Raw genomic sequence first — 23,565 nt, 5'->3', positions numbered from 1 at the left:
GGTCCTCCATGTCACGGCGACGAGCATCGAGGGCACAGTCCCGGCCGGTCAGAAGCTCCAGCTCCGCCTGGGCGAGGACCCCGCGCTGCCCTCGGTCGAGACCGACGCGACGGGCGCCTTCCGCATCGCCTTCGACCGGCCGCTGCCGAACCCGCAGACCATCACCCTCCGCAGCTGGCCCTCGGACGAGCCCTGGGCACAGAGCACCCGGACTGTCGTGTGGGCCGGCCACGACCAGTGAGCGCCGGACCGCGGTGCTGAGGGGGCCCTGCCGGTCCGGTCGCCCTCAGCGACTCCCGGACGTCGGAGGCCTCCTCTAGGCTTCGGGCACCGCTGACGGACGGAGACCCGATGACGATGACCGACCTGCCCGCGACGAGCTCGGACAGCAGCCCGCACGACGTCATCCGGGTGCGCGGCGCCCGGCAGAACAACCTCCGCGGGGTCGACGTCGACATCCCGAAGCGCCGGATCACGGTGTTCACGGGTGTCTCGGGCTCCGGCAAGTCGTCGCTGGTCTTCGGGACGATCGCGGCCGAGTCGCAGCGGCTGATCAACGAGACCTACTCCGCCTTCCTGCAGCAGTTCATGGGCTCGCCGGCCCGGCCGGACGTCGAGTCGCTCGACGGGCTCTCGGCGACGATCGTCGTCGATCAGGAGCGGATGGGTGCGAACGGCCGATCCACCGTCGGCACGGCGACCGACGCGTACACGATGCTCCGCATCCTCTTCAGCCGGATCGGCGATCCGCACGTGGGCACCAGCGGGGCGTTCTCGTTCAACCTGCCCGAGGGCATGTGCCCGCGCTGCGAGGGCACCGGCCGCGTCTCCGACATCGACCTCGACGCGCTGCTCGACCGCTCGAAGTCGCTCGAGGGCGGCGCGCTCGACGCGATCCCGAACTTCGTCGTCGGCGGCTGGTACTGGAAGAGCCTGGCCGAATCGGGGCTCTATCCCGCCGACGTGCCGATCGCCGACTTCACTCCGCAGCAGCTCGAGGACTTCCTGTACAAGCCGGCCGTCAAGATGCCGATCGCCGGCATCAACATGACCTACGAGGGCCTCGTGGTCAAGGTCACCCGCCTGTACCTCGCGAAGGAGGCGGCTCAGGCACACATCCGGGCCTTCGCCGAGCGGGTGGCCGCCTTCGGCCCCTGCCCGGAGTGCGGGGGAGCGCGGCTCACCCGCGCGGCGCTGGGCTCGCTGATCGAGGGCCGGAACATCGCCGAGTGCTCCTCGATGCAGGCGACCGACCTCGCGGAGTGGCTGCGCGGGGTGCGCGACCCCTCCGTCGCGCCGATCGTCGAGGCGCTGCTGGGCACGCTGGACGCGCTCGTGCAGGTCGGGCTCGGCTACCTCTCGCTCGACCGCGAGTCCGGGACGCTCTCCGGCGGTGAGGCGCAGCGGGTGAAGATGGTGCGGCATCTGGGGTCGAGCCTCACCGACATCACCTACGTCTTCGACGAGCCGACCGCCGGGCTGCATCCGCACGACGTCTCGCGGGTGATCGAGCTGCTGCGGCGGCTCCGTGACAAGGGCAACACCGTGCTCGTCGTCGAGCACAAGCCGGAGATCATCGCGGTCGCCGACCACGTCATCGACCTCGGGCCGCGGGCCGGCTCGCACGGCGGCGAGATCCGCTTCGAGGGCTCGGTCGAGGCGCTGCGCGGATCCGACACTCTCACCGGGCGCCACCTCGATCACCGGGTGCCGCTCAAGACCGAGGTGCGCCGGCGCACGGGCGTCGCGGAGATCCGCGGGGCCTCGACGCACAACCTGCGCGGGGTCGACGTCGACGTGCCGCTCGGGGTGCTCACGGTCGTCACGGGAGTCGCTGGCTCGGGGAAGTCCTCGCTCATCCACGGCTCGCTGGCGAAGCGGCCGGGGGTGATCGTCGCCGACCAGTCGCCGATCCGCGGCTCGCGGCGCAGCAACCCCGCCACCTACACCGGCGTGCTCGATGCGATCCGCACCGCCTTCGCGAAGGAGAACGGCGTCAAGGCGGCGCTCTTCAGCGCCAACTCCGCGGGTGCCTGCCCGGTCTGCAAGGGTGCCGGGCTGATCTTCACGGAACTCGGCCCGGCGGCGACCGTCTCCTCGATCTGCGAGGAGTGCGAGGGCAAGCGGTTCACCGCGGAGGTGCTCGAGTACCGGCTCCGCGGGCGGAACATCCACGAGGTGCTCTCGATGCCGATCGTCGAGGCGGCGGAGTTCTTCGGAACCGGGCCGGCGCACACGATCCTGGCCCGCCTCGTCGACGTGGGGCTCGGCTACCTCACTCTCGGGCAGCCGCTGAACACGCTGTCCGGCGGCGAGCGGCAGCGGCTGAAGCTCGCGATCAACATGGCCTCGAAGGGCTCGGTCTACATCCTCGACGAGCCGACGACCGGCCTGCACCTGGCCGACGTCGACAACCTGCTCGGCCTGCTCGACCGCCTCGTCGACTCCGGCTCCTCGGTGATCGTGATCGAGCATCACCAGGCGCTGATGGCGCACGCGGACTGGATCATCGACGTCGGCCCGGGCGCGGGGCACGACGGCGGGTCGATCGTCTTCGAGGGGACGCCGGCCGACCTCGTCGCGGGCGCGCAGACTCGCACCGGCGATGCGCTGCGGGTGTACACGGCCTGACCGGACTGCCCTCGAAGAGCCTCTGCTGGTCGAGCAGGCGCGGAGCGGCGTCTCGAGACCCGGCCTGCCTGCGACCGTGGATCTCGATACGCCCTCTTCGAGGGCTACTCGATCACCATGAATCCCATGCTGGTCGAGTAGCCCCGCAGGGGCGTATCGAGACCCGCGGCCCTCAGAAGGGCGGGTCTGCAGACTCTTCTTCTGACGCCGGTGGATCTCGATACGCCCGCTGCGCGTGCTACTCGATCAGCGAGGATCGCGATCCGCCGTCGCGAGGGGAGGGTATCCGGCGTCAGCGCGAGAACGGGCCGCTCAGTGCCGCCCACTGCAGCAGCATGATCGTCTTCGCGTCGATGATCTGGACGCCGATCTGCGCAAGGGCCTCGTCGAAGGACAGCTCGACGAGCTCGGTGTCCTCGCCCTCGTCCGCGAGCCCGGCGTAGACGCCGTCGCTCGAGCCGGCGCGGTAGGGGCCGGCGTAGAAGTGCAGCATCTCGGTGATCGAGCCGGGGCTCATGAACGCGTCGAAGACGTGCTCGAGCCGGCCGACCTCGAGGCCGGTCTCCTCGGACGCCTCGCGGCGCGCGCCCTCCTCCGGACCGTCCTCGTCGAGCAGGCCCGCCGGCACCTCGAGCAGCATGCCGTCGAGGTTGCCGTTGACGTAGGTGGGGTAGCGGAACTGCCGCACGAGCACGACCGAGCGCGCCTCGAGGTCGTAGAGCAGCACGGCCGCGCCGTTGCCGCGGTCGTAGGTCTCACGGTGCTCGGTGGTCCAGCGTCCGTCGCGGTGCCGGTACTCGAACTCGGTGGTCCGCAGGACGTACCAGTGGCTGGAGAGGAGGGTCACCGACTTCACGACGACGTCGGGGTTGCCGGTCAGGTCGTAGCCCTCGCGGTCGAGGCCGGTGCGGCCTCGCGCGTCGGGGGCGTCGATGCCGCGGCGGGTCTGGGTGCTCTCGGAGTGCGACATCCCTCAGCGGAAGTTGACGAACTGGAGGTCGAGGTCGAGGTCGGCCCCGCGCAGCAGCGCCATCGTCGCCTGGAGGTCGTCGCGGCTCTTGGACGAGACGCGGAGCTCGTCGCCCTGGATCTGCGACTTGACCGACTTGGGCGCCTCGTCGCGGATCAGCTTGTTGATCTTCTTCGCCTGCTCCTGGTCGATGCCGTCCTTGAGCGTCGACTCGATGCGGTACTCCTTGCCGGAGGCGAAGGGCTCGCCCGAGTCGAGGCTCTTGAGGCTGATGCCGCGCTTGATCAGCTTGGTCTGGAAGACGTCGAGGATGGCGTTCGCCCGCTCCTCGGTGTTCGCCTCGATCAGGATCTTCTCGCCGCTCCACGCGATCGAGGCGCCGACGTTCTTGAAGTCGTAGCGCTGCTCGACCTCCTTGTGGGCCTGGTTGAGGGCGTTGTCCGCCTCCATCTTGTCGACCTTGCTGACGACGTCGAACGTTGAATCTGCCATGCCTCCGAGCTTAGCTTTCGCGCCTCGGCCGGGCCGATCCGGAGGCGCGCCTGGTACGAAGGGACGGTGCGCCGCCTCCCCGCCCTGCTGATCCTGCCGCTCGTCGGCCTCGTGCTCGTCGGCTGCACCCGCCCCGCGGAGCCCGCGGTGGAGTACGAGGACGGAGTCGTGACGGTGCCGCCCGCCGCCCCCGCGCCCGCCGCCGCCGACCCGGCGCTGCTGGAGGACCCCGAGGAGACGGCGGCGACGCCCGTCCGTCAGCTCACGAGCGGGGACTGGCTGGCCGGCACCGCCGAGGGCAGCGGCATCCCGGTGCGCGCGCTCACGGCCTACGCCGGCGCGGCGCTGCTCACCTCCTCCGTCGACCCCGGCTGCGGCCTCGACTGGGCGACGCTCGCCGGCATCGGCTACGTCGAGAGCCGGCACGGCACGATCTTCGGCGGCGAGCTCGGCGAGGACGGCCGCCCGACCGAGCCGATCTACGGACCCTCGCTGGACGGCACGCGGTTCGACCGCGTCGAGGACAACGACGGCGGCGCGCTCGACGGCGACCCCGAGACCGATCGTGCGATGGGCCCGCTGCAGATCATCCCCGCCACCTGGATGCGCTGGGCATCGAGCGGCTGGGACCCGCAGAACGTCGACCAGCAGGCGGTCACCGCGGCGCGCTACCTCTGCCAGGCGGGCGGCGACCTCACCACGCAGTCCGGCTGGCGCGACGCGATCGCGGCCTACAACCCGGCGACGAGCTACGCGGGCAAGGTCGCCGAGGCGGCGTCCCGCTACGCCGCGGCGGCGGGCTGAGGCCGATTTCCGATCCGGGGAGCGCGTGGGTATCCTTGTCCAGCGCCTTCGGTCGAGAGCTTGACTCCCGGTCGGGTGCGCGACGGCGAGTTACCCTAGCGGCCAAAGGGATCTGACTGTAAATCAGACGGCGTAGCCTTCGGGGGTTCGAATCCCTCACTCGCCACAGCACTGCGACCGAAGCCCCGCACGCGCCTCCATGAGGCGGGTGGCGGGGCTTCCTCCGTTTCCCGGTCCTTCTGGAGCGTGGGTCTCGATACGCCCCTCCGGGGGTGCTCGACCAGCATGGAGCTGCTGCGGCACTCCGTGCTCATGCTGATCGAGTAGCCCGCACAGCGGGCGTCTCGAGATCCACCCGCGTCAGCAGGGTGAGTCTGCAGACCCCGCTCGCTGGTCACGGCGGTCTCGATCCGCCCCTGCGGGGCTGCTCGACCGGCATGGAGGGGGTCCTGCACGCGCCCTCGTGAGCGCCAGGAGGATCACGACCGCACCAGGTCCGGCGTCAGTCGAAGTGCAGGGCGGGGTTGAGGATCTGCCGGCCCCAGAGACGATCGCGATCGCGAGCGGAGAGTCCCGCCTCGGTGACGGCGTCGTGCCAGCCGTCGTGGACGGTCGCGACGACGTCCTCCGTGATGCGGCGTCCCTGCTTCGTGCTCAGCCCGTACGTTCCGCTCTGCTGGACCAGGAGCGGCAGGGAGGACCGGCGCTCTCCCCGGCGGCCGAACGCCATGGCCTGGGAGGCGCTCTCGCCCGAGCGCGGGCCGGGGGTGAGGTCGAACGCGGGTGTCAGCCGGAGGGAGGCGCCGTCCCAGAACGCAGCATGATTGCGAGCGTGGTCGTCGCTGTTGCTGATGGCCATGTTGAAGGCGATCCGGCGGAAGAGCTCCTCACCTGCGGCCGCGTCGCCGTACTGCCGGAGGACGTCGAGGATCGACGGGTAGGAGACGTAGCGAGCCGTCATCTCGCTCTCGCCCGCCAGGGTCAGTCCGCTGACGACGTGCCGACGGGTGCCTTCCGGGCCCCGGTCGAACCTCTCGAGCAGGAGGACGTCCTTCCCGCCCGCGGTGACGACCTCCCACGTCGGCACGTCGATGCCCACCCGGGCCGCGAGTGCGAGCATGGTCGCCTCCGCACGGACGTAGGAGAACAGGCGGTCGGTCGAGGAGGCGAACTTCGCGAGGAAGCGACGCCCGTCCTCGCTGATCAGCGTCGCCTTGGGCCGCGCGCCGCCGATGGAGGTGCCGTGCTCGAGCGCCGCCTCGAGCTCCGGGGTCAGGCGCACGCCGGCTTCCAGGGCCTCGGCGGCTCGTCGCAGCTCTTCGAGCGTCGCCGAGTCGGATCGGGAGACGTAGTCCGTGGGCGACTCCTGGAAGTCGAGGGCGCCGAAGCGATCCGAGCCGGAGCGGAGCAGGTAGTCGATCTCGCCGAGATCGTCGTCCTCGCCGAGGCCGAGTCCGTAGCGGATGACGCCGCGGCCCCATCCGTCGGGCGCGCCGTCGCGGAGCGCGCCGGCGATGACCAGACCGTCTCTCGGCGGCTGGGCGCCACGGGTCAGAGGAAGCTCGGGCGCGAGGGCGATCGCCCCCGGCCGCTCCAGGTAGCTCCGCGCGTAGGCGAAGCGGGTGGCCGCGCCGTCCGCTTCCACGACTCCGGCGACGACGGGCACCCCGGTGCCGGGAAGCCAGGTCCAGACGTAGGCGTGGTCAGAAGTCGTCATCGACGACCGCCGCGCCTCGTCGGACTCGCGAGGGGAGCAGGGCGAGCCGCTCCTCCCCGCGGTGCCGCAGTCGAGCCATCTCGACCGGGTCCTCGATCCCGAACGGCGCGCTGCCCGTGAGGACGAGCAGCTCCAGCACCGTCGCGAACGAGGTGCCCGGCGCACCGGATTCGGCGGCGAGGACGGTGCGCTCGGAGACGCCGGCACGGCCTGCGAGTTCGCCCGCCGACCAGCCGCGGTCGCCGCGCCCGGTGCGGATCAGCTGACCGGTGACGCGGAGGGCGTCATCGACCACTGGACGCGGCTGAAGGATGCGCTTGACCATCTGACCTCCATCAATGCCGTCTCAGGGTAGCTCAGACACCATTTATGGGGCCGATCCTAGCGCGCCTCGTTGATCGGTGTCCGGAGGAGTGTCAGTGCGACGCCGCGAGGAACTGCGCGAGCGAGAGCGGGGTGCGGCCCGTCAGGCGCTCGACGTCGCCGGAGACGTGCTGCATCTCGCCGGCGGCGACGGCGGTGTAGGTGCTGATCCAGGCGTCGAGCTGCCAGTCGGGGGCGTTCCAGCGGCGGCGGGAGGCGCGCGCCTCCTCGAGCGTCTCGTCGACGAAGACGGCGGGGCGTCCGGCTGCGGTGAGGACGGCCGCGATCTCGCCGAAGGTCAGGGCCTCGGGGCCGGTCAGCTCGTAGGTCGCGCCGCGGTGCTCCTCCGGGGCCCGCAGGATCGCGGCGGCCGCGCGAGCCACGTCCTCGCGGGCGACGATCGCTGCGCGGCCGGTGCCGGCCGGGCCGCGGATCGCGCCGTCGTCGCCGAGCATCGCGGGGACGAAGTCCAGATAGAGGTTGTCGCGCAGGAGGGTCCACGACATTCCGGAGGCACGGATCGCCTCCTCCGTCGCGGCGTGGTCGCGCGCGAGCGTGAAGGTCGCGGTGGGGGAGGCGCCGGCGAAGGACGTGTAGACGACGTGCTCGACCCCCGCGGCGGCGGCGGCCGCGACCATCGAGAGGTGCTCGGCGAGGCGGTCCTCGTTCTCGGCCGCGGACACCATCAGCAGGAGCCGGACGCCGTCGAGCGCATCGCCCGGGTCGGTGAAGGAGGAGCGGACGGCCGTCGCCCCCGGCAGCTTGGGCGCGCGCGAGGGGTCGCGGGCGAGGAGGCGGAGGGGGAGGCCAGCGTCGGCGAGCAGGTGCGCGACGCGGCCGCCCACCGCCCCGGTGGCTCCGGTCACGGCGATCGGGGGCTGGGGGGTCACGGCGGCGCTCATGCCCCCATGATCCTCCGCAGGTCCGGTCGCCGTCCGCCCCGCCTGCTCGGCCGGTCCCTAGGCTGGACGCATGAGCGCCCACGCCTCCCTCCTCGCCATCGCCCGCTCGATCGCCGTCGAGGCGGCGCACCTCGCCCGGCAGCGCCGCCAGGACGGGGTCGAGATCGCCGCCTCGAAGTCGTCGCCGGAGGACGTGGTCACGGCCGCCGACCGCGAGGTCGAGCAGCTGATCCGCCGCCGGCTCGCCGAGGCGCGGCCGGACGACGGCTTCCTCGGCGAGGAGTCGGGCGCCGGCGGCGGGACGAGCGGGCTCACCTGGGTCGTCGATCCGATCGACGGCACGGTCAACTACCTCTACGGCATCCCCTCCTACGCGGTCAGCATCGCCGTGGTCGAGGGCGAGCCGGAGCCGGAGACCTGGACGGCGCTCGCCGGGGCGGTCGTCAACGGCGCGACCGGCGAGGTCTACACCGCGAGCCGGGGCGGCGGGGCCGAGCGCGACGGGGTCGCGCTGCACGTCACTCCGCCCGCCTCGCTCTCGCTGGCGCTGGTCGGCACGGGATTCGGCTACGACGCCGCGCGCCGGATGCGCCAGGGCGCGGTCGTGCAGGAGCTGCTCGGCTCGGTGCGGGACATCCGCCGCATCGGCTCGGCGGCGCTGGACCTCTGCGCGGTCGCCTCGGGGTCGCTGAACGCGTACTACGAGCGCGGGCTGAACCCGTGGGACCTCGCGGCCGGCGCCCTCGTCGCGGAGGAGGCCGGGGCCGTCGTCGCGGGCTTCGACGGCCGCCCGGCGGGCAACGGCCTGCTGATCGCGGCCCCGGAGCCGATCTTCAGCGAGCTCGAGGCTCTGCTGCGCCGGCTGCGCGCCGACGAGGTCTGATCGGGGCCTGGCCCGCGCGGAGTCGGTGCATGCACGCGCATGATCGCGCAGGATCCGAGCGCCGAGCGCGGATCCGGCGACGAGGATCCTACCTCTCGGCGACCCGCTCTGGCCGGATCGGGAGTCCGTGGTTATCCTTTATGAATTCGTGACATTCGCACAGGATGCGGTCGCGGATCCCCGAGAAGCGCTTCGACTCCCTGGCGGAGCGCCGCTCGTCCCCTGCCCCCGACGGAAGATCCGGATTTCGTGAGCCCCGATTCGCCCTTGCCCGCTGCCTCCGCATCGACCCCCGGCGAATCCCTCCCACCCCTCACCCGTCGCGAGCTGCGCGAGCGCGAGCGCGCGCAGGCCCTGGCCGCCGACGTCCAGGCCGAGGGAGTGGCGGTCGGTCCGGCCGAGCTCCGCGACGCCGAGCTGCGCGTCGCCTCCGTCCGCTCCGCGCCGCCGGCGCCCGTCTCCGCACCCCGCGTCGCACCGCTGCGACCCGTGCGGTCCAGCCGCCGGATCGGCGGGCTCGTCGCGCTGTCGTTCGTCGCGGCGATGGTGGCCGCGACCTCGCTGCCGGCCACGTCGCTCCTCACGGCCGAGGAGGTGCAGGCGCAGAACCTCGTCGTCGCGCCCGGCGGCACCGTCGACCGTGGCGCGCAGTCGTTCACGACCGGCGAGGTCAGCGCCGAGACCGTCGCCCGCGACGGCTTCGGCGTGCAGGAGCGCAAGACGCAGACGGACATCGCCGCCATCGGCCGCACCTCCGACGCCGGCTTCACCAACGACCCGAACGCCTCCATCCAGTGGCCCTTCGCGGTCGGCGTGCCGGTCGGCGACCGCTTCGGCTACCGCAACTGCGCGGGCTGCTCGGTCAACCACGGCGGCACCGACTTCAACCCGGGCAACGGCTCGCCGATCCAGGCGATCGCCGACGGCGTGGTCCGCACCGTGATCGACGGCGAGGGCTCGCTCGGCGTGCACGTCATCGTCGACCACGAGATCGACGGCCAGCTCGTCTCCAGCGTCTACGCGCACATGCAGCACGGCTCTGCGGCGGTCAACGAGGGCGACCCGGTCAAGGTCGGCCAGCTGCTCGGCCTCGTCGGCACGACCGGCATGTCGACCGGGCCGCACCTGCACTTCGAGATCCGCCTCGACGGCGTGACCAAGGTCGACTCCTACCTCTGGCTGAAGGCGAACGCCGGGCGCTGAGCCACCGCGGGCCCGGCCGCTCCCGTTCGATCTGCAGGCGATCCACGCCGCAGCGCCCGTTCCGCCGCGGGGAGCGCAGCCCGCGGCGGCCGATCGCCTGCAGATCGAACTCTGGGACGTCAGTCGTGGCGCAGCCAGACCGTCGTGTCGCCCGGCAGCGCCGGCTCGTGCAGCTCCTCCGAGGAGAGCACGACCGTGCCGACCGGGAGCTCCACCGGCGCCGAGCCGGTGTTGGCGATGACGGTGACTCCGCCGTTCCGGAACGCCACGACCTCCTCCGGGTAGCCCTCGAGCCACTCGATCGAGCCCGAGCCGAGGTCCTCCGCGCGGCGCACCGCGAGGAGCGCCCGGTAGAGCTCGAGGGTCGACCCCTCGACGCCGGTCTGGCGGTCCCGCGCGAACGGCGCCCAGTCGCCGGGCTGCGGGAGCCAGGAGTCGCCGGAGTCGTTGAAGCCGTAGGCGGGCGCGTCCGCCTCCCAGGGCAGGGGCACGCGGCAGCCGTCGCGGCCGTAGCGCTCGCCGCCGGTGCGGAACCAGGTCGGGTCCTGGCGCGCCGCGTCGGGCAGGTCGATCGCCTCGGGCAGGCCGAGCTCCTCGCCCTGGTAGACGTAGGCGGAGCCGGGCAGCGCGAGCATCAGCGCGGTCGCGGCCCGCGCACGGCGGAGGCCGAGCACCGGATCGGGCAGGCCCGGGGTGCGCGGGCCGATGCCGTAGCCCTGCGGGTTGTCGGCGGTGAGGGCGAGGCGGCTCGCGTGACGCACCACGTCGTGGTTCGAGAGCACCCAGGTGGACGGCGCGCCGACCGCGGCGAACGAGCTCAGCGAGGAGTCGATGATGTCGCGCAGCGCGGGTCCGCCCCACGGCGTCTCGAGGTAGGCGAAGTTGAAGGCCTGGTGCATCTCGTCGGGGCGCACCCAGCGGGCGAGCTTCGAGAGCGGCTGCACCCACGCCTCCGCGCAGAGGACGCGGTCGGCCGGGTACTCGGCGAGCAGCGCGTGCCAGTCGCGGTAGATCTCGTGCACGCCGTCCTGCGCCCAGTAGGGAGCGGTGACGGGCTCGGCGTCGTCGCCGGGCGCCACGCCGCCCATCGAGCCGCTGTCGGCGGGCGGGGTGTAGTCGGGCAGGCCCTCGGCCTTGATCATCCCGTGCGCCACGTCGACGCGGAAGCCGTCGACGCCGCGGTCCAGCCAGAAGCGCAGGACCTCGCGGAAGCGCTCGCGGACCCACTCGTTCGTCCAGTCGAAGTCGGGCTGCGAGGTGTCGAAGAGGTGCAGGTACCACTGGCCGGGGGTGCCGTCGGGCTCGGTGACCCGGGTCCAGGCGGGGCCGCCGAAGACCGACTCCCAGTTGTTCGGCGGCAGTTCGCCGGTGGCGCCGCGGCCGTCGCGGAAGAGGTAGCGGGCGCGCTCGTCGCTGCCGGCGGGAGCGGCCAGGGCGGCCTGGAACCAGCGGTGCGCGCTCGAGGAGTGGTTGGGGACGAGGTCGACGATCACCCGGATGCCGAGCGCGTGGGCGCGGGCGAGCATCGCGTCGAAGTCGCCCAGCGTGCCGAAGAGCGGGTCGACGTCGCAGTAGTCGGCGACGTCGTAGCCGGCGTCCTTCTGCGGGGAGGTCATGAACGGCGAGAGCCAGATCGCGTCGATGCCGAGCTCGGCGAGACTGTCCAGGCGCGAGGTGATGCCGGGGAGGTCGCCGATCCCGTCGCCGTCGGCGTCCGCGAAGGACCGCGGGTAGATCTGGTAGATGACCGCGGTGCGCCACCACTCCGCACCGGGCCGGCCGGCCGCCTCCGGGAACGAGACGGGGGAGCTCCCGGGAGCAGGGGAGTTCTCGGGCGCGCCGGAGAGAGCGGAGTCCAGGGTCATGGCATCAAGGGTAGCGGGCGCCCCGGAAGCGCCCGGCCCGGCGGAGGCGCCGCCTGGCCTAGGGTCGACGGGTGAGCGAAGAGACCCCGGAAGCCGCCCGCGCCCGACGCCGGAGGGCCCTGCTCTGGGTGGTGCCGCTGCTCGTGCTGCTGATCGGCGGGCTGTTCGCGGTGACGCTCGCCGTCGGCGGCTACGCGCTGCGGACGATGACCGGCGGCTAGGCGGTCGCGGCCGGGCCGTCCTCGTCCTCGGGCTGCGGCGCGCTCGAGCGCTCGGCGGCCTCCTCGGAGGCGTGCGCCGTCTCCGGACCGGTCGCCCGCGAGGCGTCGTCCGCGCGCTGCACGGCGTCGGCGAGCTCGTCCGAGACGAGGAACCCGGTGGAGACGGCCTCGGCCCGGTAGGCCGCGCGGCCGACCATGTGCGCCGAGATCGGCACGGTCAGCAGCTGGAAGCCGATCACCAGGACGACGGTGCCCGCGGCGGCGAAGCCGGGGTTCCGGATCGCGACGGCGAGCATCACGCAGATGATGCCGAGCACCTGGGGCTTCGTGCCCGCGTGCATCCGCGAGAGCAGATCGCCGAAGCGGAGCAGGCCGATCGCGGCGACCAGCGAGAGCAGGGCGCCGACGGTGACGAGCACGGCGGTGACGACGTCGAAGAAGACGTCCATGTCAGTCCTCCTCGCGGTTGGCCATGAACTTGGCGACGCTGATCGAGCCGAACACCGCGAACAGGGCGAGCCCGAGCGCGACCGGCAGCGTCGTCGCGTGGTGGTTGATCGCCATCTCGGCACCGAGGCCGCAGAGGATCGTCGCCACCAGCACGTCGGCGGCGACCACGCGGTCCAGGACCGACGGGCCGATCAGGATGCGCACGAGCGCGAGCAGGGCGGCCGCTCCGAAGATCGGGACCAGGATCCAGACGAGCCACTCGATCATCGGAGCACCCCCGCGTTCTCGCCGAGCGGCGCGCTGACCCGGGCGACGTCCTCGCGCGAGCCGATCGCGCGGACGATGCGCGCCTCGGTGCGCAGGACCGTGCGGCGGACCTCGTCGATCCGGTGGCCCTCGTCGTGAGTGACCCCGAGCACGTGCAGGTAGAGGACGTTCAGCTGGGGGTCGACGTCGATCACGAGCGAGCCGGGGACGAGCGAGACGGCCTCGGTCGTCCAGACCAGCATCCCCTCGGAGCGGCTGCGCAGGTGCACGGCGACGATCGCGTTGTGCACGGGGACCGGCAGGGTGAGGATCTGGTACGAGACGCGCACGGAGGCGACCGCGATGTCGTAGGTGAGGCGCAGCAGGAAGACCAGCAGGTGCCAGGGGTTCACCCGGTTGGAGAACTCCACCGGCGGCAGGTAGAAGACGCGGGTGATGATCAGCGCGACCAGGAAGCCCGAGACGATCGAGAGCACCGACACGTCGTCCCAGAGCAGCACCCAGATGCCGACGAGCGTCACGAACATCGCGAACCGGTTCCAGAAGTCGACGCGGCGGCGGGGGCTCATCGGGGGCCCTCCTCTCCGAAGGACGAGTCGCGATAGACCGTGGCGATGTAGGTGGACGGGTCGGCGACCGCGGCGGCGGCCTGCTCGCTGGCGTCGTAGAGCGGGCCGGCGGCGATCGTGAGGCCGACGCCGAAGACGACCATGCCCGCGGTCGCGAGGACCATCATCGGCGGGGAGTGCCGGGTGCGGACCGTGCCCGTGTCGTGCGGGTCCTCCTGCAACTGGTCGATCAGCGGGGACTCGTAGCCGGGCACCTCCTCCTGGCGGCGCCAGAACGCCATGTTCCAGACGCGGGCGACGGCGTAGAGGGTGAGCAGCGAGGTGACGGCGCCCGCGGCGATGACCGCCCAGATCAGCCAGGACGGCTGGTCGGCGGCGGACTCGGTGCCGGCGACGAAGAGCCCGACCTTGCCGAGGAAGCCGGTGAACGGCGGGATGCCGCCGAGGTTCATCGCGGGGATGAAGTAGAGCAGCGCGAGCAGCGGCGAGGCCTTCAGCAGGCCGCCCAGCCGGAGGATCGAGGTGGTGCCGCCGACGCGCTCGATCAGCCCGGTCGCGAGGAACAGCGTGGTCTGCACGGTGATGTGGTGGATCACGTAGAAGATCGTCGCGGCGTAGCCCGCCTCCGTGCCGATCGCGATGCCGAAGACCATGTAGCCGATGTGCGACACCAGCGTGAAGGAGAGCATCCGCTTGATGTCCGCCTGCGCGACCGCGCCGAGGATGCCGACCACCAGCGTCAGCAGCGCGACCACCATCAGCACCTCGGTGAGCCTGCCGCCCGGGAAGAGCAGCGTCTCGGTGCGGATCAGCGCGTAGACGCCGACCTTGGTGAGCAAGCCCGCGAAGACGGCCGTGACCGGGGCCGGAGCGGTGGGGTAGGAGTCCGGCAGCCAGAACGACAGCGGGAAGACCGCGGCCTTGATCCCGAAGCCGAGCAGCAGCACCACGTGCAGCACGAGCTGGACGTCGGCGGGCAGCTCGGCGATGCGGATCGACAGCTGCGCCATATTGACGGTGCCGGTCGCGCCGTAGAGCAGGCCGATCGCCGAGAGGAAGAACACGCTCGAGACCAGGCTGACGACCACGTAGGTCGTGCCCGCCCGGATCCGCGGCGCGGTGCCGCCGAGGGTGATCAGCACGTAGCTCGCCGCGAGCAGGATCTCGAAGCCGACGTAGAGGTTGAAGAGGTCGCCCGCGACGAAGGCGTTGAGGATGCCGGCCGAGAGGATCAGGTAGGTCGGGTGGAAGATCGTGACCGGCGTCTCGCGGTTGCCGTCGACCAGGCCCTGACCGACCGAGAACAGCAGGACGCCGAGCAGCGTGACCGAGGTGATCACGAGCATCAGGGCGGCGAGCGGATCGACGACCAGCACGATGCCCCACGGCGGCTCCCAGCCGCCGACGTAGACGGCGCTGCCGCCCTCCTGGCCGGTGAGGACCAGGACGAGCAGAACGGAGGAGATCACCAGGACCGCGGACAGCGTGACGATGTTGACCGTGATCTGCGCGCGGCGGTGGCGGCCGAGCACGAGGGCGACGGCGGCTCCCAGCAGGGGGAGGGTGACGACGAGGGGGATCAGCACGTTCATCGGTCCTCCTTCCTGTCGTCGGTCATGGCGCTCTCGCCGTGCTTGGCGGCGGTGCCCTCGTCGCTCGATTCGAGCAGGACGTCCAGGGCCCGGTCGTCCGCGGTGGTCTGCGCCGAGATGCCGGCCGCGTCCTCACGGACGGAGGCGTCGGTCTCGTCGTTCTCGACCTGGTCGGCGTTGGCGAGGCGCCAGCGCCGGTAGATCATCGCGAGGAGGAAGGCGGACACCCCGAAGGTGATCACGATCGCCGTCAGGATCAGCGCCTGCGGCAGCGGGTCGGCCATCTCCTCGGCGATCTGCTCGTAGGAGCGGCCGTCGTCGGTCACGAACGGCGCGAGGCCCGAGCGGCCCGCCATCAGCAGGATCAGGATGTTCGTCGCGTTGCCGACCAGGAGGAAGCCGATCAGGATGCGGGTGAGGCTGCGCTCGAGCATCTGGTAGACGCCCGCGGCGTACAGCACCGCCATCACGACGACGAGGACGAGGGTGATGCTCATGCGTCGGCCCCCCTGCCCGGTCCGCCGACGACGGTGGAGCCGGTCGGCAGCTTCGTCTCGAGGCCGTCGACGGTGCCGGCCCCGGGGCCGGGGGTGCTGTCGGTCGAGTGGGTGACGCCGTCGCCGGACGGGTCGCCCTGCTCGGCCTCCTCGCCGTGGCGGTCGACCTCGCCACCGAGGCTGCGGAGGATGTCGAGGGTCAGGCCGATCACGATCAGGTACACGCCGATGTCGAAGAGGGTGGAGGTGCCCAGGTGCAGCTCGCCGAGGACCGGCAGGTAGAGGTCGAGCCAGCTCGACTCGAGCACCTTGAGGCCGAAGGCGAGCGAGGAGACGGCCGTGCCGACCGCGAAGAGCAGGCCGAGGCCGAGGACCTTGCCCGCGTCGATCGGCGCGGCCTCGCCGAGCTCGAACCGGCCGCCGGCCAGGTAGCGCGCGACGAGGGCGAGACCGGCGAGCAGGCCGCCCGCGAAGCCGCCGCCCGGGGTGTTGTGACCGGTGAAGAGCAGGTAGACGGAGACGATCATCGCGGGGTGGAAGAGCAGGCGCACCAGCACCTCGAGCACGATCGAGCGGTTCTCGGGGCGGAGCGTGCGGCCGGCCACCAGCCAGGAGCCGCGGTCGCCGGTCTGCTCCGCGTCGGCCGAGGGAGCGGTGAGGTCCGTCGCGCGCTCCTCGCGGTCGGCCGCGCTCTGCTGCTCGAGGCGCGGAGCGCCGCCCGCCCGGCTGGAGAGGAAGATCAGGCTCGCGACACCGGTCGCCACGACGACCAGAACCGAGATCTCGCCCATGGTGTCCCAGGCGCGGATGTCGACGAGGAGGACGTTGACGATGTTGCGTCCCTTGCCCTCCTCGTAGGCCAGGCGCGGGAGGTCGACGGAGATCGGGGTCGCGGTGCGGGCGCCGAGGGCGATCGTCGCGGCGAGGGCCATCACGGCGCCCACCGCGATGCCGATGACGGCGCGCAGGCGCTTGCGCATCGGCTGGTGCTTCTGCGCGATCCGGGTGGGGAGGCGGCGCAGCACGAGGACGAAGACGACCAGCGTGATCGTCTCGATCAGCGCCTGGGTGAGCGCGAGGTCCGGGGCGCCCTGGATGGCGAAGAGCGCGACCATCCCGTAGCCGGTCGCGCCGGCGAGCAGCACGGCGGCGACGCGGTTGCGCGCGACGGCGCAGAGGATCGCCGCGAGGATCATCACGGCCGCGACCGCGAGCTGGCCGGGCGAGTCCCAGAAGACGAGGTCGCCGGGCCAGGTGCGGTTGAGTGCGGCGGCGCCGCCGACCCCCAGCACGAAGACCGCGAAGATCACCGTGAGGTAGCGGGGGAGCGAGCCGCGCTGGACGAACTCGGTGACGGTGCTCGCGACGCGGTCGAGCCAGCGGACGGTGGCCCAGTAGCCCTCGGCGGAGTCGATGGTGTTCGGGACCTTGGACTGGATCCGCGCGACCGCGATCCGCTTGGAGAAGAGCAGCAGGCCGATCGCGATCACGATCGCGCTGAGCGCGAGGGCGGGCTCGAAGCCGTGCCAGAGCGCGAGGTGGTAGCCGCCGTGGTCGGACTCCTCGGCCGCCGCGGCGAGCCGCGGGTCGGCGTCGGGGGCGCCGTAGGGGAGCGTGTCGGCGTAGACCGCGACGAGCGGGTCGAGCAGGGAGGCGCCGATGCCGCCGACGAGGCTCACGACCGCGAGGACGACGGTGGGCGCGGTGAAGGTCCACGGCTCCGCGTGCAGGTGGGTGTCCTCGAGGCCCTTCTTGCGGGCGAACGCGCCCCAGAAGAAGCGGGCCGAGTAGGCGACGGTGAGGATCGAGCCGAGGACGAGGCCGATCAGCGCGACCCAGGCCCAGAACGAGCCCTGCTCGATCGCGGACAGCAGGCTGGTGAAGACCGCCTCCTTCGCGACGAAGCCGAGCAGCGGCGGGATGCCCGCCATCGAGAGCACGCCGAGCAGCGCGGCGCCGGCGAGCACCGGGGCCTGGCGGCCCAGGCCGCTGAGCTTGCGCAGGTCGCGGGTGCCGGCCCGGTGGTCGACGATGCCGACGGCGAGGAACAGCAGCGCCTTGAACAGCGCGTGCCCGATCAGCAGGGTGAGGCCGGCGAGGGCCGCGTCGCGCGAGCCGAAGCCGACCGCGACGGTGAGGAAGCCGAGCTGGCTGACGGTGCCGTAGGCGAGGACGAGCTTGAGGTCGTACTGGCGGAGCGAGCGCCAGCCGCCGACGAGCATCGTCCAGACGCCGACGCTGACGATCACGGGGAGCCAGACGGCGTCGTCGGCGAAGCCCGGCGCGAGGCGCGCGACCAGGTAGATGCCGGCCTTCACCATCGCGGCGGCGTGCAGGTAGGCGCTGACCGGGGTGGGCGCGGCCATGGCGGCCGGCAGCCAGAAGTGGAAGGGCACGAGCGCCGACTTCGAGAACGCACCGAGCAGGACGAGGACGAGCGCGACCGAGACGATCGGGCCGGAGGGAGCCGCGGCGACGATGCCCGCGAGGCTCGAGGTGCCCGACTCGACGATGAGGATGATCACGCCGACGAGCATGGCCAGGCCGCCGAGAGTGGTGACCAGCAGGGCCTGGAGGCCGGCTCCGCGGCTCTCCTTGCGCCCGCTGTAGTGCCCGATCAGCAGGTAGGAGAGGACGCTCGTCGCCTCCCAGAAGACGAAGAGGATGATCACGTCGTCGGCGGTGACCAGCCCGTACATCACGCCGGCGAAGGCGAAGAGCAGGGCGGCGAACCGGCCGAGCGACGGCTCGTCGCGCGTGAAGTAACTGCCGCAGTAGGCGAGGACGAGGGCGCCGACGCCGCTGACGACGAGCGCCAGGACGATCGAGAGCGCGTCCAGCCGGAACGAGAGCGAGATGTCGAGGGAGGGGATCCACGGGATCTCCTCGCGCAGCTCCCCGCCGGCGAGGATCGTCGGCAGCGAGGCGGCGGTCGAGACGAAGGTCGCGGCCGGCACGAGGGCGAGGGCGTAGAAGACCTTAGGACCGAAGCGGTCGACGATCCACGGCGTGATCACCGCGAGGGCGAACGTGATCGCGAGGGTGAGGAGCATCACACAGTCCTCCCCGGTACCACTCAGCACAGTTGTCCAGACAAGGATAAGGGAGGCCGGGCGGCGGGAACCTGAGTGCGGACGGGCTTGACGACCCCCGTTCCCTTACCGTGGTGCGCATGGCCCGCTCACTGCTCCCCGCCCAGACCTGCCGGATCCGCGTGCTCGACGTCGCGAGCGGCGAGGTCACCACGGTGTTCTCCTCCGACTCGCTGCTCGTGGAGGCGCCGAACTGGTCGCCGGACGGGTCGTTCCTGGTGGTCAACGGGGACGGCGGGCTGTTCCGGCTGCCGCTCGGGGACGCGCCGGTCGGTCCCGCCGGGCTCGAGGCGATCCCGCTCGACGGGGTGCCGGACGAGCTGAACAACGACCACGTGCTCGCTCCCGGCGGCGGCACCGCCTACGTCTCGGCCCGCGACGGCCACCTCTACGCGGTGGCCCTGGACGGCTCGGCGCCCGCCCGCCGGATCACGAGCGAGGGCCCTGGCCCGCGCTTCAAGCACTACCTGCACGGCGTCTCGCCCGACGGCCGGCTGCTCGCGCTGATCGGCGGCGGCGAGGACGCCATCGGCCGCTGGGTCACCAACGTCTACACGATGCCGGCCGAGGGCGGCCCGCTCACCGCGCTGACCGACGACGCGCACCCGGACGACGGCGTCGACTTCTCCGCCGACGGCGAGTGGCTGCACTTCAACTCCGAGCGGGAGGGCGGCGTCGCCCAGCTGTTCCGGATGCGGCGCGACGGCTCCGGGATCGAGCGGCTCGTGGCGTCGGACACGGTCGACTGGTTCCCGCACGAGTCGCCGGACGGCGCGCACCTGCTGTATCTCGCCTACCCCGCCGGGACGGTCGGGCACCCGGAGAACCTGCCGGTCGAGCTGCGGCTGATCGCGCTCGAGGGGCGCGCGGCCGGCGACACCTCGCCGGGCCGGGTGGTGCAGTCGCTCTTCGGCGGCCAGGGCACGATCAACGTCGCCGGCTGGTCGCCCGACGGGGCCCGCTTCGCCTACGCGGACTACCCGCTCGGCGGCTGACGCCCGCCGCCCTGAGCGGGTGCGCGAGGCCCGCCCCACCTCCGGCTCGCGGAACCCCCTCCGGCTCGCGAGAACCGGCCGTTCCGGCGTGCCGGAGTCGGTTCCGCGTGCCGGAGGGTCCGCCGGTGCGCACCTCCGGCTCGTGGAACGTGCCCGGGCTCGCGAGAACCTGCCGTTCCGGCGTGCCGAAGGAGGTTCCGCGTGCCGGAAGTACTGCTCGGCGCCGGGTGGCTGAGTGCTTGCTCCGCATGCGCGGCGGGGGATCGGCAGTGCGGCCCGCGGCGAGTTGAATCGGGGGATGACGATCGACAGCGCAGCTCCGTCCCACGACTCCCTCACCCGCACGCCCCTGGGCGACTCCGGCATCGAGGTCTTCCCGCTCTCCCTCGGCGGCAACGTCTTCGGCTGGACCGCCGGGAAGCAGACCTCCTTCGACGTCCTCGACGGCTACGTCGCCGCGGGCGGCGACTTCATCGACACCGCCGACTCCTACTCCGCCTGGGTGCCCGGCAACCACGGTGGTGAGTCCGAGACGATCATCGGCGAGTGGCTCTCGCGCCGCTCGGGCTCGCGCGACGACGTCGTGATCGCCACCAAGGTCAGCAGGCACCCCGAGTTCACCGGCCTCGCCCCTGACAACGTCCGCAAGGCCGCCCGCGCCTCGCTCCAGCGCCTGCGCACCGACCGGATCGATCTCTACTACGCGCACTTCGACGACGACGCCGTCCCGCTCGAGGACATCGTCCGAGTCTTCTCCGAGCTCGTCGACGACGGCCTCGTCCGCGCCATCGGAGTCTCGAACTTCAGCGCCGACCGCATCGCCGAGTGGCTGCGCCTCGCGAAGCAGGAGGGCCTGCACGCGCCGGTCGCCGTCCAGCCGCACTACAACCTCGTCGAGCGCGGCATCGAGGCGGACGTCCTGCCGCTCGCCCGCGAGGCCGGGCTCGCCGTCGTCCCCTACTACGCGCTCGCGTCCGGCTTCCTGACGGGTAAGTACCGCGACGGCTCGATGCCGGACAGCCCGCGCGCCTCGGGTGCCGCGCAGTACCTCGACGCCCGGGGTCGCCGCGTGCTGGCCGCCCTCGATGCGGCCGCCGCCGCCCACGACGCCGAGGTCGCGACCGTCGCCCTCGCCTGGCTCCGCTCGCAGGACGGCGTCGCCGCGCCGATCGCGAGCGCCCGCGTCATGGAGCAGCTGCCCGCCCTCGTCGCCTCCGCGACACTCGAGCTGACGGCGGAGGAGCTGTCCGCACTCGACACGGCGAGCCGCTCGTAGGCGGTCTCGATACGCCGCTGCGCGGCTGCTCGACCGGCGAGGTCATGCTGATCGAGTAGCCCGCGAAGCGGGCGTATCGAGATCCACCACCGTCAGAACACGAGTCTGCAGACCCGCCCTGCCGACGACGGCGGGTCTCGATACGCCCCTCCGGGGCTACTCGACCAGCATGGAGGGCCGGCTGCGCGGCAGCTCCGCCGGCAAAGGGGACGGCTCGTCCTTGCTGGTCGAGTAGCCCGCGAACCGGGCGTATCGAGACCCACCCCGCCCGGACCACCCCCTCCACCCCGCGGTCAACACCGCCTCTCGGAGGTGCTATCGTCTAACGGTGCCAAATCGCGGGCACGCCCCGAGAGGGGCAGTCAAACCCGCAGGTGCGCCCCCTTAGCTCATTGGTAGAGCACTTCCTTGGTAAGGAAGAGGTAGTGGGTCCGATTCCCACAGGGGGCTCCGTTCCCGGCAGGCCAGCCTCCGGAAACGTGCGGCGGGGTAGCTCAGGTGGTTAGAGCACACGGCTCATAATCGTGGTGTCGCGGGTTCAAGTCCCGCTCCCGCTACATCGAGAAGGCCCCGGTTCGCACGTCGAGCCGGGGCCTTCGTCGTCCCCGCCGCCCTCCCTCCGCGAGATGCCACGTGTGCACGCGACACGCCGTGAAAGGCGTGCACAAGTGGCATCTCGCGGAGAAGACCGGTCCTCAGAGCATCGAGATCGTGCGGTTCTCGATCCGGAGGACGCCGTCGCACTCGGCGAGGAAGTCCGCCTCGCCGTGCATCGTCAGCAGAACGGTGACGCCCTGAGCCACCCGCTCGCGGAGGACGTCCTTGACGACCGCGACGCTCTCCGTGTCGAGCGCGGTGAACGGCTCGTCGAGGAGGAGCACCTTCGGGTCCTCCATCAGAGCCTGCGCGAGGGACAGCTTCTGCTTCATCCCCGAGGAGAAGGTGCGGACCGCTGAGCGCCCCGTGCTCTGCAGACGTACCGAGGCGAGCGTCGCGCGGATCTCCTCGATCCCGATGCGCCTGCGGATCGCGGCCAGTCGCAGGAGGTTCTGCTCCGCGGAGAGGCCTGCGAGGTAGGCGGGGCCGTCGATCGTGATCCCGAAGCCGTCCGGGAACGTCCGCCCTTCCGGCGAGATCGAAGGGTCGACGCTGATGCTGCCCGAGTCCGGCCTGAGGAAGCCGCAGAGCAGTCGCAGCAGGACCGACTTCCCGGAGCCGTTCGGACCGAGGAGGGCGTAGAGCCCGCCTCGGCGCAGCTCGAACGCGACCTCGCTGTAGAGCAGATTCCCGCGGATGCTCTTGGACACACCCTCGACCGTGATGGCGTTCGTCATGAGCGACCTCTTTCTGTTCGTGGATGCCTCTCGACCAGTCGAGACGCGATGGCTGCTGCGACGAGGACGATGCAGGCGCTCCCCAGCGCCAGCGCCGTCCCGTGGAGGACGCTCGGCCAGCCCTCCGCGCTCCGCCACAGACCCGCGACGCCGAGCGGGTTGCCCTCGAGGAGCTCGCTCGGCAGGAAGGCCAATCCGGCCGAGAACGCCGCGGGGGCAGCGCCCGATCCGGCGAGCTGCGCGAAGGCGGAGGCGGCGACCGCGACCAGTGTCAGCTGCAGCGTTCCGTTGACCAGGAGCTGATAGCCCACCACGGGGTCGGCGAAGGACGCGAGCTCGCCGGGGGCGCCTCGCAGGAGCGCCTCGGCACCGGCCAGAGCGCCGACGAGCGCGCTCACTCCGAGTGCACGGGCGAGGAGCCCTGCGCCGAGTCGCCGATTCCGAGCGCCGCTCGATCCGTACCGGATCAGCTCGCAGCGGAGGATCGGGCGTCGGGGATCGAGCTCGCTGAGCTGCCAGGTCATCGCGAAGCCCGTGACGACGAGGACGGAGAACAGGGTGGGGGCGAGAGCGCCCGCCGGGCCCGCGAAGAGAGGACCGAGGACTCTCCCCTCGACCCCGGGTGCCGGATTCCCCTCGGAGACCGACTGGAGCCCCGTCGGCCCGAGCGCGGCCGTGCCGAGGAGGAGGACGTACGCCGCCCATCCGGCACCCCAGGACCGCGCAACTCCGGACAGCCGGCGATCCTGGACCCGGACGGCGCCGAGGAGGACGACCTCGATCGAGAGGAGGACGACGGCGGCGGCGAGCACGCCGAACGGCCGCCCGAGGTGGAGCGAGGAACTGGAGAGGAACGCCGAGCTGACGGCGGAGTCCTCGGGAGTCCCCCCGCCGCCGAGACGGCGAACCAGCCGAGCAGCACCGTCGCCGCCGGCCCGACGAGGACACTCCCGCCTGAGAGCACCCAGCAGGCGGAGAGGAGGGACCCGATCGTCGTGAGGAAGAGCAGGAGGAGCGGGAGCTGGAGCAGCACTCCGACGGGCGGGGGCAGCGCGACGTCCGAGAGCAGTGCACTCACCGATCCGGGCACGCGCGCGAGGTCGTTCGCCAGCCCGAGGGAGCACACCCAGAACGTCGTCAGCACACCGAACAGGACGACCGCAGCACTCGCCGCGTCGCTGCGCAGGAGGACGAGGAGCACGTTCTTGAGTGATCCGGCCCGGATGCACACGGATTCCGGAGGGAGGGACCTCGACGCCAGGAAGAAGGCGATGCACCACGGCGCTCCCAGTCCGTAGCAGACGAAGAGCGGGTCGTTCACGACTTCGACCGCCACGTCGACGAATCCGAACGAGGAACCCGACGCGGTCCAGAGCGTCCGCTGGTGAATCGAGTACGCGGCGGCAGCCGCGAGGGCCCAGCCGGCGAGCAGCAGGCGGACA

At 72.0% G+C, this 23,565-nt stretch carries 22 protein-coding genes and 3 tRNA genes; 11 read left to right on the top strand and 14 right to left on the bottom strand.

What is annotated here, in order from left to right; genetic code table 11:
- Together EDF35_RS20945 and EDF35_RS18160 are read left to right on the top strand one after the other, a co-directional pair.
- Nucleotides 1-241, top strand: a 241-nt coding sequence (locus EDF35_RS20945; RefSeq protein ID WP_166674165.1) for a hypothetical protein, incomplete at its 5' end; no start/stop codon positions are given.
- Nucleotides 242-351: 110 nt separating this feature from the next.
- Entirely contained in the window at nt 352-2,631 is a 2,280-nt protein-coding gene (locus EDF35_RS18160) for an excinuclease ABC subunit UvrA (protein WP_166674164.1), read from the top strand.
- A 292-nt stretch (nt 2,632-2,923) separates the two neighbouring features.
- Here EDF35_RS18160 and EDF35_RS18155 read toward each other — a convergent pair whose 3' ends face one another.
- Both EDF35_RS18155 and EDF35_RS18150 read right to left on the bottom strand, forming a co-directional pair.
- Nucleotides 2,924-3,601 carry an NUDIX domain-containing protein gene (locus EDF35_RS18155; RefSeq protein ID WP_123733732.1) on the bottom strand — a complete coding sequence of 226 codons (678 nt, stop codon included), beginning with the start codon at nt 3,599-3,601 and terminating at the stop codon, nt 2,924-2,926.
- A gap of 3 nt (nt 3,602-3,604) precedes the next feature.
- Complete coding sequence (locus tag EDF35_RS18150; protein WP_133963339.1) at nt 3,605-4,093, bottom strand: YajQ family cyclic di-GMP-binding protein; 489 nt, start codon at nt 4,091-4,093, stop codon at nt 3,605-3,607.
- A 66-nt stretch (nt 4,094-4,159) separates the two neighbouring features.
- On the opposite strand from EDF35_RS18150, the gene EDF35_RS18145 reads away from it, so the two are divergent.
- Together EDF35_RS18145 and EDF35_RS18140 are read left to right on the top strand one after the other, a co-directional pair.
- Nucleotides 4,160-4,897, top strand: a complete 738-nt coding sequence (locus EDF35_RS18145; protein WP_123733731.1) for a hypothetical protein — start codon at nt 4,160-4,162, stop codon at nt 4,895-4,897.
- An 84-nt stretch (nt 4,898-4,981) separates the two neighbouring features.
- Nucleotides 4,982-5,063 (top strand) — tRNA-Tyr (locus tag EDF35_RS18140).
- Between the two features lie 336 nt (nt 5,064-5,399).
- Here EDF35_RS18140 and EDF35_RS18135 read toward each other — a convergent pair.
- The 3 genes from EDF35_RS18135 to EDF35_RS18125 form a co-directional block, all read right to left on the bottom strand.
- The gene (locus EDF35_RS18135) at nt 5,400-6,614 is read right to left on the bottom strand and encodes a type II toxin-antitoxin system HipA family toxin (protein WP_133963338.1); all 1,215 of its coding nucleotides are present in this window, start codon (nt 6,612-6,614) and stop codon (nt 5,400-5,402) included.
- Nucleotides 6,601-6,939 (bottom strand): transcriptional regulator, encoded by a 339-nt coding sequence (locus tag EDF35_RS18130; RefSeq protein ID WP_123733729.1) that lies wholly within the window; start codon nt 6,937-6,939, stop codon nt 6,601-6,603. Before EDF35_RS18130 ends, EDF35_RS18135 begins: the two co-directional genes overlap by 14 nt.
- A gap of 91 nt (nt 6,940-7,030) precedes the next feature.
- Nucleotides 7,031-7,879: an SDR family oxidoreductase gene (locus tag EDF35_RS18125; protein ID WP_133963337.1), complete on the bottom strand. Its 849-nt coding sequence runs from the start codon at nt 7,877-7,879 to the stop codon at nt 7,031-7,033.
- 70 nt (nt 7,880-7,949) lie between these two features.
- Here EDF35_RS18125 and EDF35_RS18120 point away from each other — a divergent pair, with 70 nt between their 5' ends.
- Together EDF35_RS18120 and EDF35_RS18115 are read left to right on the top strand one after the other, a co-directional pair.
- Nucleotides 7,950-8,762 carry an inositol monophosphatase family protein gene (locus EDF35_RS18120; RefSeq protein ID WP_133963336.1) on the top strand — a complete coding sequence of 271 codons (813 nt, stop codon included), beginning with the start codon at nt 7,950-7,952 and terminating at the stop codon, nt 8,760-8,762.
- 267 nt (nt 8,763-9,029) lie between these two features.
- Nucleotides 9,030-9,965 (top strand): M23 family metallopeptidase, encoded by a 936-nt coding sequence (locus EDF35_RS18115; protein WP_133963335.1) that lies wholly within the window; start codon nt 9,030-9,032, stop codon nt 9,963-9,965.
- A gap of 119 nt (nt 9,966-10,084) precedes the next feature.
- Here EDF35_RS18115 and EDF35_RS18110 read toward each other — a convergent pair whose 3' ends face one another.
- The gene (locus EDF35_RS18110) at nt 10,085-11,830 is read right to left on the bottom strand and encodes an alpha-amylase family glycosyl hydrolase (RefSeq protein WP_133963334.1); all 1,746 of its coding nucleotides are present in this window, start codon (nt 11,828-11,830) and stop codon (nt 10,085-10,087) included.
- 71 nt (nt 11,831-11,901) lie between these two features.
- Here EDF35_RS18110 and EDF35_RS20940 point away from each other — a divergent pair, with 71 nt between their 5' ends.
- Nucleotides 11,902-12,051 (top strand): hypothetical protein, encoded by a 150-nt coding sequence (locus EDF35_RS20940; protein WP_159422145.1) that lies wholly within the window; start codon nt 11,902-11,904, stop codon nt 12,049-12,051.
- On the opposite strand, the gene mnhG is transcribed toward EDF35_RS20940, so the two are convergent.
- The 6 genes from mnhG to EDF35_RS18080 are packed head-to-tail and all read right to left on the bottom strand — an operon-like array spanning nt 12,048 to nt 18,479.
- Complete coding sequence (mnhG, locus tag EDF35_RS18105) at nt 12,048-12,500, bottom strand: monovalent cation/H(+) antiporter subunit G (RefSeq protein WP_123705325.1); 453 nt, start codon at nt 12,498-12,500, stop codon at nt 12,048-12,050. The genes EDF35_RS20940 and mnhG overlap by 4 nt on opposite strands.
- Nucleotide 12,501: 1 nt before the next feature.
- Nucleotides 12,502-12,768, bottom strand: a complete 267-nt coding sequence (locus EDF35_RS18100; RefSeq protein WP_123705324.1) for a monovalent cation/H+ antiporter complex subunit F — start codon at nt 12,766-12,768, stop codon at nt 12,502-12,504.
- Complete coding sequence (locus EDF35_RS18095; RefSeq protein ID WP_123705323.1) at nt 12,765-13,337, bottom strand: Na+/H+ antiporter subunit E; 573 nt, start codon at nt 13,335-13,337, stop codon at nt 12,765-12,767. Before EDF35_RS18095 ends, EDF35_RS18100 begins: the two co-directional genes overlap by 4 nt.
- Nucleotides 13,334-14,929, bottom strand: coding sequence for a Na+/H+ antiporter subunit D (locus EDF35_RS18090; protein WP_123447848.1), 1,596 nt, complete (start codon nt 14,927-14,929; stop codon nt 13,334-13,336). The genes EDF35_RS18095 and EDF35_RS18090 overlap by 4 nt, the downstream gene beginning before the upstream one ends.
- On the bottom strand, nt 14,926-15,426 hold the full coding sequence (locus EDF35_RS18085) for a Na(+)/H(+) antiporter subunit C (protein ID WP_123705321.1): 501 nt from the start codon (nt 15,424-15,426) through the stop codon (nt 14,926-14,928). Before EDF35_RS18085 ends, EDF35_RS18090 begins: the two co-directional genes overlap by 4 nt.
- Entirely contained in the window at nt 15,423-18,479 is a 3,057-nt protein-coding gene (locus tag EDF35_RS18080; protein ID WP_133963333.1) for a Na+/H+ antiporter subunit A, read from the bottom strand. The genes EDF35_RS18085 and EDF35_RS18080 overlap by 4 nt, the downstream gene beginning before the upstream one ends.
- Before the next feature lie 119 nt (nt 18,480-18,598).
- Between EDF35_RS18080 and EDF35_RS18075 the strand changes: the two genes are divergently transcribed.
- The 4 genes from EDF35_RS18075 to EDF35_RS18060 all read left to right on the top strand — a co-directional run bounded on the left by EDF35_RS18075 (nt 18,599) and on the right by EDF35_RS18060 (nt 21,346).
- Nucleotides 18,599-19,513 (top strand): PD40 domain-containing protein, encoded by a 915-nt coding sequence (locus EDF35_RS18075; RefSeq protein ID WP_133963332.1) that lies wholly within the window; start codon nt 18,599-18,601, stop codon nt 19,511-19,513.
- Between the two features lie 298 nt (nt 19,514-19,811).
- A complete protein-coding gene (locus EDF35_RS18070) occupies nt 19,812-20,789 on the top strand; it encodes an aldo/keto reductase (protein WP_133963331.1) in 978 nt (325 codons plus the stop codon).
- Between the two features lie 378 nt (nt 20,790-21,167).
- Nucleotides 21,168-21,239: transfer RNA gene (locus tag EDF35_RS18065), tRNA-Thr, on the top strand.
- A 33-nt stretch (nt 21,240-21,272) separates the two neighbouring features.
- Nucleotides 21,273-21,346 (top strand) — tRNA-Met (locus EDF35_RS18060).
- A gap of 138 nt (nt 21,347-21,484) precedes the next feature.
- On the opposite strand, the gene EDF35_RS18055 is transcribed toward EDF35_RS18060, so the two are convergent.
- Nucleotides 21,485-22,123 carry an ABC transporter ATP-binding protein gene (locus EDF35_RS18055; protein WP_133963330.1) on the bottom strand — a complete coding sequence of 213 codons (639 nt, stop codon included), beginning with the start codon at nt 22,121-22,123 and terminating at the stop codon, nt 21,485-21,487.
- Complete coding sequence (locus EDF35_RS18050; RefSeq protein ID WP_133963329.1) at nt 22,120-22,935, bottom strand: hypothetical protein; 816 nt, start codon at nt 22,933-22,935, stop codon at nt 22,120-22,122. Before EDF35_RS18050 ends, EDF35_RS18055 begins: the two co-directional genes overlap by 4 nt.
- Nucleotides 22,936-23,565: the final 630 nt, after the last annotated feature.

It is taken from the genome of Rathayibacter sp. PhB151, from assembly GCF_004366415.1.
GTDB lineage: Bacteria > Actinomycetota > Actinomycetes > Actinomycetales > Microbacteriaceae > Rathayibacter > Rathayibacter festucae.
This window is presented reverse-complemented; position numbering and strand designations above follow the sequence as displayed.

Bases quoted from the DNA above. Each gene is read 5' to 3' on its own strand.
- EDF35_RS18080 (WP_133963333.1), bottom strand. From the start codon at position 18,479: ATGCTCCTCACCCTCGCGATCACGTTCGCCCTCGCGGTGATCACGCCG.
- EDF35_RS18150 (WP_133963339.1), bottom strand. From the start codon at position 4,093: ATGGCAGATTCAACGTTCGACGTCGTCAGCAAGGTCGACAAGATGGAG.
- EDF35_RS18130 (WP_123733729.1), bottom strand. From the start codon at position 6,939: ATGGTCAAGCGCATCCTTCAGCCGCGTCCAGTGGTCGATGACGCCCTC.
- EDF35_RS18075 (WP_133963332.1), top strand. From the start codon at position 18,599: ATGGCCCGCTCACTGCTCCCCGCCCAGACCTGCCGGATCCGCGTGCTC.
- EDF35_RS18085 (WP_123705321.1), bottom strand. From the start codon at position 15,426: ATGAGCATCACCCTCGTCCTCGTCGTCGTGATGGCGGTGCTGTACGCC.
- EDF35_RS18090 (WP_123447848.1), bottom strand. From the start codon at position 14,929: ATGAACGTGCTGATCCCCCTCGTCGTCACCCTCCCCCTGCTGGGAGCC.
- EDF35_RS18055 (WP_133963330.1), bottom strand. From the start codon at position 22,123: ATGACGAACGCCATCACGGTCGAGGGTGTGTCCAAGAGCATCCGCGGG.
- EDF35_RS18095 (WP_123705323.1), bottom strand. From the start codon at position 13,337: ATGAGCCCCCGCCGCCGCGTCGACTTCTGGAACCGGTTCGCGATGTTC.
- mnhG (WP_123705325.1), bottom strand. From the start codon at position 12,500: ATGGACGTCTTCTTCGACGTCGTCACCGCCGTGCTCGTCACCGTCGGC.
- EDF35_RS18155 (WP_123733732.1), bottom strand. From the start codon at position 3,601: ATGTCGCACTCCGAGAGCACCCAGACCCGCCGCGGCATCGACGCCCCC.
- EDF35_RS18125 (WP_133963337.1), bottom strand. From the start codon at position 7,879: ATGAGCGCCGCCGTGACCCCCCAGCCCCCGATCGCCGTGACCGGAGCC.
- EDF35_RS18135 (WP_133963338.1), bottom strand. From the start codon at position 6,614: ATGACGACTTCTGACCACGCCTACGTCTGGACCTGGCTTCCCGGCACC.
- EDF35_RS18160 (WP_166674164.1), top strand. From the start codon at position 352: ATGACGATGACCGACCTGCCCGCGACGAGCTCGGACAGCAGCCCGCAC.
- EDF35_RS18120 (WP_133963336.1), top strand. From the start codon at position 7,950: ATGAGCGCCCACGCCTCCCTCCTCGCCATCGCCCGCTCGATCGCCGTC.
- EDF35_RS18100 (WP_123705324.1), bottom strand. From the start codon at position 12,768: ATGATCGAGTGGCTCGTCTGGATCCTGGTCCCGATCTTCGGAGCGGCC.
- EDF35_RS18070 (WP_133963331.1), top strand. From the start codon at position 19,812: ATGACGATCGACAGCGCAGCTCCGTCCCACGACTCCCTCACCCGCACG.
- EDF35_RS18110 (WP_133963334.1), bottom strand. From the start codon at position 11,830: ATGACCCTGGACTCCGCTCTCTCCGGCGCGCCCGAGAACTCCCCTGCT.